This window comes from Paenimyroides viscosum, assembly GCF_003858535.1.
Taxonomy (GTDB): Bacteria; Bacteroidota; Bacteroidia; order Flavobacteriales; family Flavobacteriaceae; genus Flavobacterium; species Flavobacterium viscosum.
In genome coordinates, this window is the sequence record NZ_RQTJ01000004.1 from 47,795 (window position 1) to 62,725 (window position 14,931).

At 32.1% G+C, this 14,931-nt stretch carries 13 protein-coding genes; 5 read left to right on the forward strand and 8 right to left on the reverse strand.

Translation table 11 applies throughout. The features are described from left to right. Window positions 1-321 precede the first annotated feature (321 nt). Entirely contained in the window at window positions 322-852 is a 531-nt protein-coding gene (locus EG242_RS03130) for a DoxX family membrane protein (protein ID WP_124898465.1), read from the forward strand. A gap of 310 nt (window positions 853-1,162) precedes the next feature. Here EG242_RS03130 and carB read toward each other — a convergent pair whose 3' ends face one another. Both carB and rpmH read right to left on the reverse strand, forming a co-directional pair. Further along, complete coding sequence (carB, locus tag EG242_RS03135; protein WP_124898466.1) at window positions 1,163-4,012, reverse strand: carbamoyl-phosphate synthase large subunit; 2,850 nt, start codon at window positions 4,010-4,012, stop codon at window positions 1,163-1,165. Between the two features lie 142 nt (window positions 4,013-4,154). Next, the gene (gene rpmH, locus EG242_RS03140; RefSeq protein ID WP_008464848.1) at window positions 4,155-4,316 is read right to left on the reverse strand and encodes a 50S ribosomal protein L34; all 162 of its coding nucleotides are present in this window, start codon (window positions 4,314-4,316) and stop codon (window positions 4,155-4,157) included. Window positions 4,317-4,528: 212 nt separating this feature from the next. On the opposite strand from rpmH, the gene EG242_RS03145 reads away from it, so the two are divergent. Both EG242_RS03145 and EG242_RS03150 read left to right on the forward strand, forming a co-directional pair. Next, complete coding sequence (locus EG242_RS03145; RefSeq protein WP_124898467.1) at window positions 4,529-5,092, forward strand: DUF2892 domain-containing protein; 564 nt, start codon at window positions 4,529-4,531, stop codon at window positions 5,090-5,092. Window positions 5,093-5,177: 85 nt separating this feature from the next. Beyond that, window positions 5,178-6,056: a hypothetical protein gene (locus tag EG242_RS03150; RefSeq protein WP_124898468.1), complete on the forward strand. Its 879-nt coding sequence runs from the start codon at window positions 5,178-5,180 to the stop codon at window positions 6,054-6,056. A 46-nt stretch (window positions 6,057-6,102) separates the two neighbouring features. On the opposite strand, the gene EG242_RS03155 is transcribed toward EG242_RS03150, so the two are convergent. Further along, window positions 6,103-6,993, reverse strand: coding sequence for a lytic transglycosylase domain-containing protein (locus EG242_RS03155; RefSeq protein WP_124898469.1), 891 nt, complete (start codon window positions 6,991-6,993; stop codon window positions 6,103-6,105). A 2-nt stretch (window positions 6,994-6,995) separates the two neighbouring features. Next, on the reverse strand, window positions 6,996-7,649 hold the full coding sequence (locus EG242_RS03160; protein ID WP_124898470.1) for an alpha/beta hydrolase: 654 nt from the start codon (window positions 7,647-7,649) through the stop codon (window positions 6,996-6,998). Window positions 7,650-7,825: 176 nt separating this feature from the next. On the opposite strand from EG242_RS03160, the gene EG242_RS03165 reads away from it, so the two are divergent. After that, on the forward strand, window positions 7,826-8,107 hold the full coding sequence (locus EG242_RS03165; RefSeq protein ID WP_124898471.1) for a GNAT family N-acetyltransferase: 282 nt from the start codon (window positions 7,826-7,828) through the stop codon (window positions 8,105-8,107). A 33-nt stretch (window positions 8,108-8,140) separates the two neighbouring features. Here EG242_RS03165 and EG242_RS03170 read toward each other — a convergent pair whose 3' ends face one another. Next, entirely contained in the window at window positions 8,141-8,416 is a 276-nt protein-coding gene (locus EG242_RS03170; protein WP_124898472.1) for an ATP-dependent Clp protease adaptor ClpS, read from the reverse strand. A 2-nt stretch (window positions 8,417-8,418) separates the two neighbouring features. Continuing rightward, complete coding sequence (prmA, locus tag EG242_RS03175; RefSeq protein WP_124898473.1) at window positions 8,419-9,261, reverse strand: 50S ribosomal protein L11 methyltransferase; 843 nt, start codon at window positions 9,259-9,261, stop codon at window positions 8,419-8,421. 86 nt (window positions 9,262-9,347) lie between these two features. Between prmA and EG242_RS03180 the strand changes: the two genes are divergently transcribed. Continuing rightward, complete coding sequence (locus EG242_RS03180; RefSeq protein ID WP_124898474.1) at window positions 9,348-10,571, forward strand: porin; 1,224 nt, start codon at window positions 9,348-9,350, stop codon at window positions 10,569-10,571. Between the two features lie 31 nt (window positions 10,572-10,602). Here the strand turns inward: EG242_RS03180 and EG242_RS03185 are convergent, their stop codons facing one another. Together EG242_RS03185 and EG242_RS03190 are read right to left on the reverse strand one after the other, a co-directional pair. Then, window positions 10,603-12,288, reverse strand: coding sequence for a sodium:solute symporter (locus tag EG242_RS03185; protein ID WP_124898475.1), 1,686 nt, complete (start codon window positions 12,286-12,288; stop codon window positions 10,603-10,605). A gap of 101 nt (window positions 12,289-12,389) precedes the next feature. Next, complete coding sequence (locus EG242_RS03190) at window positions 12,390-14,825, reverse strand: PIG-L family deacetylase (protein WP_158608840.1); 2,436 nt, start codon at window positions 14,823-14,825, stop codon at window positions 12,390-12,392. Between the last annotated feature and the right edge of the window lie 106 nt (window positions 14,826-14,931).

Below are 14,931 nucleotides of genomic sequence, written 5' to 3' on the forward strand. Positions count from 1 at the left end.
TTAGTTTTACATAAAACACCCGCCGATGGAAGCGGGTGTTTTTAAATGCAAACTTAATTTAAATAAACAACAGCAAATTTATTAGTCTTTTTTATAGAACCAAATAGGTATTTTACCTATTAACATATTTAAGATTAAAAAATTACTCTCAAAATTCTGTATAAGTGAAGATGTAAACTAACTGCTGTTTTTCACTGTAAATACCCTACACACAAAATTATTTTAATGTAAATTGCATTATATTCTGCAAAAAAATAGTTGTTAACCATAAAAGGGTTCTTTCAAAATTTTAAAGCATAATATAAATTTCAAGCAACATTTATGTTAAAGAGAATTAAGAGTCACACCATATCGCATTATTTCATTATAACATTAAGGTTTGTTGTAGGAACTGTATTTATTCCATCTGGATTATTAAAATTTCAAGGTAAAAGATTTTCTACAATTTGTTCAGAAATGTATCAAGATTTCTTTTTTCATGAACTGCATGAAACCGGTATTTATTGGAATTTTTTAGGATTTTGCCAATTACTTACTGCCTTTTTATTATTTACACAACGATACACAACCTTGGCAGCTTTGCTTTTTACAGGAATATGTACCAATATTTTTATTTTTACATTAAGTGCTAATATGATTGATAAGGTGGTAATTATGAGCTTTATGATGCTTGCCGCTATTCTTTTAATTTTGTGGGATTTTAATAAATTTTCTGTATTATTTAAAAATTACAATCACCATTTTGATCAAATACAAAATACCAAGCAGCCTTCTTTACTCATGCAGTTTGTAGGCTTAATACTATATATAGTGGTAGTTGTAGTTTTTTTGTTTTTTGATACTTATTATTAGGTATTTAGTGTTAACGAATTGTTTTTATCTACTTATAGGTAATTTGTATGGAATTTAATATATACTTAAACATTAATTTTTGTAACGTTTTTAAACTTTAGTGATCTGTAAGCGTTGTGCTACCTTGTTGAGCTTCGTTCAGTTTTTCAAGCTCATGTAAGTATTAAAAAATTATATGAGATTTAGCATAAAGCACAGGATGCATAGAAGATAACTACTATACTCGTTAAAAAAAAACTCCATATCTATTAAAACCAAAAACTCCGTTTCAAAATTCTGAAACGGATTTTTTTATGATAAGAAATACTACTTATTTACTTAAGTACATTTTTCTGCGAGCATATAAATCGTAGAAAGCATCATCTTTTAAACTGTCTATAAACAAGATACTTTCTCCAGTCGATTTCATTTCAGGTCCCAAAGCTTTATTTACACCTGGGAACTTATTGAAAGAGAAAACCGGTTGCTTAATGGCGTAACCATTTAACTGTGGATTAAATGTAAAATCGGTAACTTTTGCACCTAACATTACTTTTGTAGCGTAGTTTACATAAGGTTCACCATAAGCTTTAGCAATAAACGGTACCGTACGAGATGCACGTGGATTTGCTTCGATAATATAAACCGTATCATCTTTAATAGCAAACTGTATGTTGATTAATCCTTTTGTTTTTAAGGCAACTGCAATCTTTTTAGTGTGATCTTTAATTTGTTGTAAAACAAATTCACCTAAATTAAACGGAGGCAATGTTGCATTTGAATCACCCGAGTGAACTCCACATGGTTCAATGTGTTCCATGATTCCGATGATGTACACATTTTCGCCGTCGCAAATTGCATCAGCTTCTGCTTCAACTGCACCAGACAAATAATAATCTAATAATAATTTGTTACCAGGAATCGATTTTAATAAATCAATTACATGCTCTTCTAACTCTTTTTTGTTGATTACGATTTTCATTCCCTGACCACCTAAAACATAAGACGGACGTACTAAAAGAGGGAAATCTAATTCGTCTGCTAATTTCGATGCTTCGTCTGCAGTTGTTGCTACACCAAATTTAGGGAACGGAATATTTAATTCGGTTAACAATTCAGAGAAACGTCCGCGATCTTCCGCTAAATCTAAAGCTTCGTAGCTTGTTCCAATGATTTTTATTCCGTATTTTTCTAACTTTTCAGCCAGTTTTAAAGCAGTTTGTCCACCTAATTGTACAATAACTCCTTCTGGTTTTTCGTGACGAATAATGTCGTAGATATGTTCCCAATAAACAGGTTCAAAGTACAATTTATCAGCTGTATCAAAATCCGTAGAAACCGTTTCAGGATTACAGTTAATCATAATGGTTTCGTAACCACATTCAGCTGCTGCCAAAACGCCGTGCACACAAGAATAATCAAATTCAATTCCTTGCCCAATTCGGTTTGGTCCAGATCCTAAAACAACAATCTTCTTTTTATCGGTACGAACAGATTCGTTTGATGTATAAGTAGTTCCGTCTGCTTTTTCAATATCAGCTTCAAAAGTAGAGTAGTAGTAAGGTGTTTGCGCTACGAATTCTGCCGCGCACGTATCAACCAGTTTGTACACACGGTTAATGTTCATTTGTTCGCGCAATGCATGAATTTCACTTTCTAAACAACGCAACATGTGAGCAATTTGGCGGTCTGCAAAACCTTTTTGCTTCGCTTCTAACAACAAATCTTTAGGCAATGAAGCTAATGTGTGTTTGGAAACTTCTTGTTCTAAAGCATACATTTCTTCGTATTGCTTTAAGAACCACATGTCTATTTTAGTTATTTCATGAATAGTGCTTAACGGAATTCCCAATGCAATAGCATCGTAAATTACGAAAACGCGATCCCATGAAGCATGTTCTAATTTATCTAAAATTTGGTCGTAATTTGTGTAACCTTTTCCGTCGGCACCAATTCCATTACGTTTTATTTCTAACGATTGTGTTGCTTTTTGTAAGGCTTCTTGGAACGATCGACCAATTCCCATTACTTCACCAACCGATTTCATTTGTAAACCTAAGGTACGATCTGCACCTTCGAATTTATCAAAGTTCCAACGAGGTATTTTTACGATAACGTAATCTAAAGTTGGCTCGAATAATGCCGAAGTTGATTTGGTGATTTGATTTTGTAATTCGTCTAACGTATAACCCAACGCTAATTTTGTAGCGATTTTTGCAATAGGATACCCCGTTGCTTTTGATGCCAATGCAGATGAACGAGATACACGCGGATTGATTTCAATTGCCACGATGTCTTCTTTTTCGTCTGGAGATACAGCAAACTGAACGTTACATCCGCCGGCAAAATTACCAATAGAACGCATCATTTTTATTGCCATATCGCGCATACGCTGAAACGTACGGTCTGATAATGTCATTGCTGGCGCAACAGTAATAGAATCACCTGTGTGGATTCCCATTGCGTCCATATTTTCAATGGTACAGATAATTACAACGTTGTCGTTTTTATCGCGTAATAATTCTAATTCGTATTCTTTCCAACCTAACAAAGCTTTATCAATCAAAACTTCGTGAATTGGCGATGCTTCTAAACCGTAAGTTAATAAACCATCGAAATCTTCTTCTTTATGAACAAAAGCAGCACCCGTTCCACCTAAAGTAAATGATGGACGAATCACTAATGGGAAACCAAATTCCTGAGCAATTTCTTTTCCTTCTAAAAACGAAGTTGCTGTTTTAGCCGGAGCAAATGGAATGTCGATTCTTGATAGTAACTGTTTAAATTGTTCGCGGTCTTCAGTTACATTAATAGCATTGATATCAACACCAATTAATTTTACGTTGAAATCTTGCCAGATACCTTTTTCGTCTGCTTCCAAACATAAATTCAAAGCTGTTTGTCCGCCCATTGTTGGTAAAACCGCATCGATTTCCGGATGTGCTTTTAAAATTTCAACAATAGATTTAGTGTTTAAAGGCTTTAAATATACATGATCTGCCATTGAAGGATCGGTCATGATGGTTGCAGGGTTAGAATTTATCAAAATAACTTTGATACCTTCTTCGCGTAATGATCGTGCCGATTGCGACCCTGAATAGTCAAATTCACAAGCCTGTCCAATGATGATTGGACCAGAACCAATGATTAAAACAGTTTTAATTGAATTATCTTTAGGCATTTTAATAATAGGTGTGTTATTTTATTGAGAGTAAATTTACTGATAATTAGTTGAATTTCAACTTAAAAAACAGACAATAACGATAAGGTATAAAAAAAGGCGATACACTTAAAGTAACGCCTTTATTTATGATGAAACATCATTATTTTTTATGTCTTGGTTCACTAGAAACTGTTAACTTATGTCTTCCTTTAGCTCTTCTACGTGCTAATACTTTTCTTCCGTTAGCGCTAGCCATTCTGTCCATGAAACCGTGTTTGTTTCTTCTTTTTCTTTTTGATGGTTGAAACGTTCTCTTACTCATTGCTTCTTATCTTTAAATCTATAAAATTTTACGAATGTTCAGCTTTGAAAACAAGTAGCTTCAAAACCGAGTGCAAATATACAAATCCTTTTATTACCTACAAATTGTTTTTAAAAATTATTTAAAATTATGTTGTACTATAATTTTAACTTAAAAACATCTTTTGTTGCTGCGTAGGATTTACTACATTTGCAAAGTTAAAAATAAAAGAAATGATTAACAAGAATATAAAAATTATAGTTGCAGCCGCTTTATTAGCAACGGCAATTTGGCAGTTTACAGAAAATAATATTGGAAATGGTATTTTTTTAATATTATTAGTTTTAATAGTAGTGTTAATTTACTTTAAGAACGAAATGTTGATTATGACCTTGTTTAAATTTAGAAAACAAGATATGGACGGTGCTAAAAAAATTCTTGCTAAAATAAACCCAGATACAGCATTAATTAAAAATCAACAGGGATATTACTATTATTTAAATGGTATTATTAATGCGCAAAATAACTTAAATCAGGCTGAAAAAGATTTTCGTAAAGCAATTGATTTAGGGTTGAACCAGAAAGAAGATTTGGCAGTATCTAAATTGCAGTTGGCTGGTATTGTAATGAGTAAAAACCGTCCGGCTGAAGCTCAGAAATTAATTGCCGAAGCAAAACAACACGATACTAAAGGAATGTTGAAAGAGCAAATTTCTATGATTGAAGGTCAAATGAAACAAGCCCGCGGACAAAAAGTTCCAATGTGGTACAACCAAAGCAAGAAAAGAGGTTTTTAATTTCTTTACAACATAAATATTAAGCCATTCGTTTACAGAGTGGCTTTTTTTTATAATTTTTTCCATCAAAAAACTAAACACTATTATGTATCATAAAATACTATCCGTTCTACTGTGTGTATTTTTTATCAGTTGTAATAAATCAGAAAATGATAGAACCATTGATTTTTCCAAAGACCGCGATTTTAGAATTATCAATGTTTTTAACGAACAGATGTATGCCGATTTAGAGCAAAGGCTTCCAGATAACATTAAACCCGACGCCGAAAGTGAAGAATCGTACGTAACTTATTCTTATTTATCGCTTAAATCTAATAAAGAATATACTTTCTTGATTGGAAATAAATTTATGTACGGAACTTATTCTGTAATCAATAAAGATGAAATCTTATTAAAATCAGAAGAATTTGGCGATATTCCTTTAAAAATTATGAAGGAAGAAAACGGTTGCATTCAAATTCATGGAGATTTTAAAGCTTACAAAAGCGATATGATGATTGAGTTAGATGGAAACACGAAGTATTATTTAAACCTAAATACTGATTTTGAAAAATTGGGAAAAGAAAATGATATTCGATCTGTAGCATTTAACCAATGGCGCTTTGAACCGCAACAAAAAGAAACCGACGACGAAATTAAAAACCGCTTAATTTTAAACTTAAAATATATAGCTGCTTATATGCGCGTGCACATGTACGGCGGCTTCAATCAAATTCATACTGCAGGAATTCATTCGCCTTTTCTTTATGCAAAAAATGGTTTGTTTTTGTATGAATGGCAGCGTGTACCTTATTTCTGGAAACATGTTTTTCATGATGAAAAAGATGCTAAAAAAGCTTTTAAACTTTTACACAAAACATTTAATGAAGTAGAAGCGCCAAAGTTTATTGATAATTGGCTGGCTTACAACGAAAGTTGCTTGCAAATCGTAATTAAAAAACTTGAAGACGAAGATAATCTTTAAGAAAATCAAAAGCCTCAATTTAATATTGAGGCTTTTAATCTATAAATTATTTCCTTTTATAACCTTCGGTAGGAATTTGTATGTTGTAAGATTTACTGCCGTTTACAATCAAAGAAGTGTCAATTAACCAAGGATTGTACAACTTTAAAAGTTTGTAATTGATACCTTGCTCTAATGCCCATTTTTGTAGATCGTCTATGTTTGAATTTACAGCAACGGTTTTAGTTTTCACAGGCTGATACAATTCATCTTTAGAAAAAACATAACCGTATTTGTCTGCATTATTCATAATTTCCTTTAAAGCCAAAATCCTAAAAACGTAGCGCGATGTTTCTTCGTTTAAAAATAAATCGTAATAATCGGTAACGCCTTGCGCAATTTGCTGGCGTTCAACACCTGCCATTCCTCTGTTATATGCAGCCGCTACCAATGTCCAATTTCCAAATTTAGCATAAGCTCTTTTTAAATAAACACACGCAGCTTCGGTAGCTTTAATTACATCGTATCGTTCATCAACGGTGCTGCTTACTTCCAAATTATATTCTTTAGCCGTTTCGGGCATAAATTGCCAAAAACCTTTAGCGCCTGCGCTTGATGTTGCATTGGTTAACGCACTTTCTATTACACACAAATATTTAAAATCGTTTGGAATACCGTTGCGCTTTAAAATAGGTTCAATATCAGCAAAATGTCTGTTAGCCCTTTTAATAATTAGGCTTGTTGCAGAATGCAGGTTAATGTTCACCATCATTTCACGATCTAAACGCTCTCTTACATCAATAATTTCCAAAGGCACACGCTCACCGCAGAAATCGGCATTCTTTATATAGAAGTTTGTTTCAGATGCATTTTTTTCAACAGTCGTAAACTGATAAAAACCAGCCGACAATGCAACTACACCAACTATTAAAGCAATTTTTTTATACGTTTTTTTCATATTTATTTTTCTAAAATTTCCAATAGCTTTTTATTGATCCATTTTGCGTTTACAAGCACCATAACATGCGTTCCGTTCTCTAAAAACTCGGCGTTTTTAATTCGTTTATGTGGAAAAATATGATCTTTTGTTCCGTGTAAATGATACACATTTTCAACTGGATTTTTGTTTTCCCATGAAATTACGGACTTAAATGCCCAATCTAAATAATTTACAGAACGAATAGATAGATATTTGTGGTACATATCGATACGCTGATGGATTTTTTTTGAAGATACTATTTTTTTTGTAACATTTTCAATTAAAGTAATATATGATGTTGGAAAAAATCGATAAAGTTTCCATTTTTTAGCCCAATGTATCCTAACCGGAAATTCCGATGGATCTTTTACACTTGATATTATAATTACTTTTTCTACAGATATAATCTTGGCAATTTCCTGTACAATGATTCCACCGAACGAAACGCCGATTAAAATAGGGTTCTCTAAAGTAATTTGCAAAGCAATGCGCTCGCTGTATTTTTGCAATGATTCGTCTTTTTCAGGTTCAAACCAATCAATAAAATGGAGGTTGTATTTTGAATCATCCAATTTAATATTTTCAAAAATGTCACAATTTGCAGCCATTCCCGGCATAAAATAGATGTTTTTCATCTAAATAAATTTGTAATTATGGATACTGTTTTGCATTATTAAAAACTATTTCATTAATTTGCAATCAAAATAAATAAGAAATTAAGTTTTAATTTTTAATAATTCTTTATTTTCATTAAAATTCATTTCTTACCGAAAGAACCTTTGAAATATATAAAAATAGAAAAAAATGTTATATGGAATTTAAAAACAATGAACTGTTAAGACAGTTTGAATGTAGATGTGGCGACAGATTTGTAATTATTGAATACTCTATACAAGAACGAAAACTTTTTTTAACCAAACTAAACCCTAATGGATGTGAAGATGAAGTGTTAATTAATGATTTTATTAAAGGCATTTTAGATCAGGCAGAAGAAAAAAAATTGCGAATTGTACCAGTAAACTCAGGTATTGTTGCATTTTTTAAGAAAAATCCAAGTTATAGGGAGTTATTAGCTGCAGGAATTAAAATATAAATCATAAAAAATCCCGAAACTTTCGGGATTTTTTTATTGTATTTCGACACTTAAACCGGCATCTAACAAAGCAGAACACATTGGCACCAAATCTATTATATCACCCGATTTTACATCACATTTGCCTTTGTAATGAACCAGCATTGCACATTGTTCCGCCTGTAAAGCTTCATGATTACAAACTTTAACCAAGGTTTCAATAACATGGTCAAAAGTATTTACATCGTCATTAAAGAGAACAATTGTATTTTGATTACCTAATAATTCTTCAATTTTTACTTCTTCTAAGATTTGCTCTTTTGTACTCATTTTTACTTCTTTATAAATTTTAACGACGCCCAGTTATTTCGTTCTAACTGATAGTCTAAAAACATATTTTGTTGGTTTGCAGCTTCTTCAATCGCAGCAATATCTTCTGTGTAAAATCCGCTGAATAAAATAATACCGCCGGTTTTTAATGTTTTGGCATAAGCTTCCATATCATTCAGTAAAATATTACGGTTAATGTTGGCTATAACCAAATCGTATTTGTTTGTTTTGTCTGCCAATAAATCTGCATCGCCTTCATAAACGTCGATATTTTTAATATTATTGCGTTCTGCATTTTCTATAGAATTTAAATAACACCAATTGTCAATATCAATAGCATCGGCATGTTTTGCACCTTTCATTAATGCTAGAATGGCTAAAATAGCAGTTCCGCAACCCATATCTAACACTTCCATATTGGTAACATCTATATTTAATAAATGTTTCATCATCATAAAAGTAGTTTCGTGGTGTCCTGTTCCAAAACTCATTTTTGGTTCGATCACGATTTCATACAGAACGTTTTTAGCTTCGTGGAACGGTGCGCGAACATAGCAAAGATCGTCTACATTAATAGGTTCAAAGTTTTTTTCCCATTCTTCGTTCCAGTTAACTTGTTCTATTTCTTCGGTTTGATAGGAAACTTTAAACTCCGGATTACTCAAAATATAAACATCATTCAACAAATCTGTTGTGTTGTCGTGTTCTTGAATATATGCAGATAATCCTTCTTCGGTTTCCACAAAACTGTCAAACGCCAATTCGCCTAATTCGGCTAATAATATATCTGCACCTGGTTCTTTTGGTTCTATTTTAAAATGATATGCTATGTATTTAGATTCCATTTACAATTACTTAACGATTATTTAATATTGTATTTTTAAACACTACAAAATTACTCATACTTTTGCACAATAGTTTAATAAAACGTATGAAAAAGATTATTTTTTTATTAAGTATGTTAAGTTTTGGTGCTGTTAATGCCCAAATAGATACAAAAAAGGATATAGAAGATATAAAGATTTCTTCATTACCTTATTACAGTTATGGTAAAGGATTAGGAATGACATCGGCAGATAGTTTGTTTCAGTTAAACATTCGTTTTAGAATGCAAAATAGGGTAACTTATTTTGATTATGAAGAACAAGAATCAAATTACGAAGCACAGATTAGAAGATTGCGCTTACGTTTAGATGGATACGTGGGTAATCCAAAATTTCAATATGCCTTACAACTTTCTTTTTCACCAGGCGATGTTGGTGAAATTGAAGAAGGTAAAAATTTGAACATTATACGTGATGCGGTTGTAAGTTATAACCCAAATAAAAATTGGAGTTTTCTTTTCGGACAAACAAAGTTACCGGGTAACCGTCAACGTGTAAATTCATCGGGATCTTTACAGCTAACAGATAGATCTATTAATAATGCGCAGTTTAATATTGATCGTGATTTTGGTTTTCAGGCGAATTATTTTCAACAGCAAAAAGATCAGTTTTCATATAACATAAAAACAGCAGTATCTTCTGGAAACGGTAGAAATTGGAGTGGAAAAGACAACAATGTTGCGTTAACCGGAAAATTAGAATTATTGCCTTTTGGTACTTTTAAGAAAGGTGGAGATTATTTTGAAGGAGATATTCAACGTGAAGAAAAACCAAAAGTAATGCTTTCAGGTGTTTTACATAAAAACTTTGATGCCAATGCAGCGCGTGGTCAACAAGGAGATAAATTGTATGAAAATAGAAATTTACAATCGGTTTTTATAGATGCAATTGGTAAATACAATGGTTGGGCGGGTATGGTTTCTTATATGAACCGCACAACAGACAATCCGTTAACAGTGGGTGAGAATAGTGATGGTTTACAAGAAACGCGATATGTTTTTGCAGGTGAGGGTATGGATTATCAGTTAAGTTATACTTTTCCGGTTTCACATTACGAAATTATTGGTAGATTTTCTACACAAAACGTAAACGATGCCATTTATAAATTAAATGTTCCAAACCAGAAACAATATAGTTTTGGTGTAACAAAATACATTTGGGAACACGCTTTTAAAGTTCAGGCAGAAGTTACCTACGATGATTTAAGTTATCATACGGGCGATCAAAAAAACAACTGGTATGTACGTTTCCAAATTGAAATAGGAATTTAATTACGACATAAAACATAAAAAAAATCGAACATTACGTTCGATTTTTTTTGTTAAATATAGTTTGTAAAATAAAACCTATAATTATTACAGCAAATACACCAATTGGATTAAGCCACAAATAACTTATTACGTCTAAATAGTAAATGTATATTACCAATATTTGCGCAGCAATGGCACCCCAAAAAGTTGCTTTAGCTTTTATATATTTAAAGAAGAAGGCTATTAAGAAAATTCCTAAAACGGTTCCATAGAAAATAGATCCAATGATGTTTACCAACTGAATTAAATTCTCGAACAACGTAATAACACAAGCCGCCAAAATACAGATGATTCCCCAGAAAATAACAAGATACTTGGTAACTTTTAAATAATGGGTTTCAGATAAATTGGGTTTGTACGTTTTGTAGATATCAATTGCCGAACTTGATGCCACTGCATACAGTCCCGAAGCTGAACTTGACATGGCTGCAGAAAAAATCATTGCCAGTAAAAATCCGATAATTCCGTGTGGCAGGTAATTCAAAATAAAATAAATAAACACATAATCTTTATCGTTAGTTTCTGCTTTACTATCAACTTTTGTAATAATATCGCGGGCATTTTTCCGCAACTGAACTTCGTTTTCGTTTAAAGTAACCAATTTTTCTTCTAACATTTCGTTTTCAAAACCTTGGTTTAACTGTCCGGTGTAAATCTGCGTTACTTCTTTCTTTTCGTTCAATAAATCTTTCAGTTGAATTTCCAAACTACGGTACTCTTCGTTGTATTCAGAATTAATTACTTTTGATGTATTTACCGGATTAAAATGCAATGGCGCCTGATAAAAATGGAAAAAGATAAAAACCATAACACCAACCAACAGAATAAAAAACTGCATGGGTACTTTTAAAATTCCGTTCATTAGCAAGCCCATCTGCGTTTCTTTGATGCTTTTTCCAGAAAGATATCGACCAACCTGTGACTGATCGGTTCCAAAATAAGCCAACATTAAAAAGAAACCTGCCGTTAAACCATTCCACAATGTGTATGTTTCAGTAAAATCGGTCGAGAAATTAAGCAGTTCTAATTTTCCTTCGATCTTTGCTACATTAAAAACGTTTACAAAAGTTACTTCTTCGGGCAAGCGAAACAAAATAATAAAGAACGTTAAAAACATTCCTGCCATTATTACAAATGCTTGTTGCTTTTGAGTGATGTTCAATGCCTTTGTTCCACCAAAATAGGTGTAAAATATAATTACGATACCAATTGATACAATGATAGAGGTTAGATCCCAATTTAAAATCGAAGATAGAATAATTGCCGGAGCATAAATGGTAATTCCTGTACCAATGCTTCGTTGAATAAGGAAAATAACCGAAGCTAGTGTCCGCGTTTTTAAATCGAAACGTTCTTCTAAAAACTCGTAAGCCGTGTAAACTTTCAATCTGTGGAAAACAGGAATAAAAACCATACAAATAACCACCATTGCCAACGGTAAACCAAAATAGAACTGTACAAAGCCCATTCCGTCGTGATACGCCTGACCAGGAGTCGATAAAAAAGTAATTGCACTTGCCTGCGTTGCCATGACCGACAAACCTACCGTAAACCAATTGGTACTTTGGTTTGCCAAAATATATTCCTGAATGTTTTTGCTTCCGCGGGTTTTAAAGGTTCCGTATAAAACAATAAACAACAAGGTGCTTAAAAGTATAATCCAGTCTAATAATTCCATATTAATTGCTAAAATGCATTATAAAATAAAAAAGAATAATGTAAAAAACATTAATTAAAAGCACAATGCTGTAGCTTCTTCGCCATTTAATCCATTTAAAATCACTCATTTTTTAATTCAATTAGGTTAATAAATAATTCTAAAGCGCCAGTATTTCCTGAAGGTAACTGTCTAAAAAAGCTTAAACCCGTATAAATATAATGTCCTTTTCCGTGTTTTGCAATAAGCAGTGCGCCGTTTGTTTCTTTTTCGTCAAAATCGTGCGATGTAAAAACAGGTTGAAATTCTCCTGCAAAATCATCAGCATAATACAAACCTTGTTCCTGAACCCAGTTTTTAAAGTTTTCCTGCGTAATTTTAAACGGTTTGTTTAAAACCGTTTCGTTAGGATTAATAAAATTTACCACCGCGTTTTCATCGGTAATTCGTGTTCTGCCAATTTTTATTTTGTACGGAGCAATTTCTTCGGTTTTTAAAGGTACATTGGTTTGATACTGAACAATAACCGTTCCGCCATTTTTTACATAATCAAACAACAATTTGTTTTTCGTTTTTAAAGAACTTTCGGTGTTGAATGCACGAATTCCAACAATTATTGTTTCATATTTTGATAAATCTTCGGCTTTTACAGTTTCTAAATTAATGAAATCTACGTTGTAACCAACATCTTTTAAAACCTGTGGAATTTCATCACCAGCACCAACAATATAGCCAATTTTTGATTTCTTTAAAACACTTTTATTGAAAGAAACTACTTTTGTTTCCGAATCTTTTAAATAATAGTTTAAAGGAATATGACTGTAATCAACCCATTTTATTTCGTTGTTGTAAGTGTTTGTATTTTGTTTGAAATGTGCTTGGTATGTTCCGTTTAAAAAGTTTTTATTGATAGTGATCGTATTATTTTTCTCGCTTTCGTTCAGAGTGATTTCTTTCTGATAAACTTCTTCATTTTTAGAATTTATAATAGATAAAAAACCTTTTATATTTTCTTTAGAATAATTGTCTGTTGTAACTTCTATTTTTTGGTTTTGATTGTTGTTTGTAATATAAGTTGATTGATTGAATCGAACCGAAATTGCAGGAACCACATGAAATGGTTTGTAAATTTCACCTTTTACCACATCTTTATAATGGTATTGAATAGGTAAAGTGTAAGATAGGTAAACATCATTAACTTGTATACCAATTTCATTTTTCTTGGTTAGATTAAACTGATTTTTAAAGTCGTTAAAATTGTCGATAAATTTAAAATTTGTATAATCTTGATTGGTAAATTTTGTTTGGAAATAATCGTAATAAACATCCTGATCTGCTAAAGATTTACCTACAATTATTTTTTGGTTGTTAATAATAACATCTTTAATAACAATGTTTTGGTTCGATCTGTTGGCAACTTCAACCTTAACATCAACGTTTTCGTTTGGCGTAGTGTAAGGTTCGTTTGTAGTAATATCTAGAAACAAGCCGGCGCAGTTTTTAATCAGTTCTTTAACCTCGTTTTGTTTGCGGGTTTTCCAGATGGTTTCAGGTAATTTGTCAATTTCAACATAAATTTTTGTCAGTAAATTGGTCGATTTTGATGGATCTTTAAAATCGTATTCGTTGATTAATTGCGTAACCAAAGGCTGAATGTTGTTGCCACCTTTAATACGGTTCCAGCTTGTATCAACACCTTCAAACAAATTGCTCCCTTTTATAGCATCGCCATCAACTAATTCTACATAATCAATTTCTTCGCCACGAGATGAGATATCGCCAAAACCTTGTGATTGATGCTGACTGCGACTTAACGAAGCAATTTCTTGATTATTTTTTCCCAACTGATTATAAAAAACACCAATATTCAACGGAATGTATTTTGATTTATCGGCTTTATCAAACGCTTGTTTGCTGCCAAAAAAGAACCACGAAACATTAAAAAATAAACGTTTTGGTTGCCACATTTCAGTATTTTCTTGTGATAAATCTTTATAATTTTTATCATTCGCCAAGGTAAATGTCAGTTTAGATAATTGCGCCGATGCGGTATGATGTCCGTGCGTTGTTTCTTCTGTTCTGTGATCGAATCTATTTACAATAACATCGGGTTGCTCTTTGCGAATCATGTAAACCATCTGTTTTAACAACAAATGTTTATCCCATTTTTCAAATGCTTCTTTCGGATGTTTCGAAAATCCAAAATCATCGGCAGTAGAAAAAAACTGTTTACCGCCATCTATATTTCTTGCGTTCCATAATTCGTTGGTTCTAATAATACCTAAATCGGTTCCCAACTCGTTACTGATTAAATTTTGTCCGCCATTACCGCGTGTTAACGACAAATAATTGGTGTACGCTTTATCGTGATGCGTTAAATAGGTAATTAACCGAGTATTTTCGTCATCGGGATGTGCTGCAATGTACATAGCACTTGCCAAAACGTTTAGTTTTTCAATCTTAAAATAAATTTCAGACGGAGTAGGAGTTTGTGGTTTTTGTGCAATGATGTTTTGCATAAATAACGCACAAAAAATATATATAATGTTATTTTTCATTTTTTTGATAAATATTGTATAGTAACTAGCCATTAATTTTAAAACCACAGATTAAAGGATTTTAAAGATTTTCAATAGAATTCTGTTAATTTATGTAATCTATGTT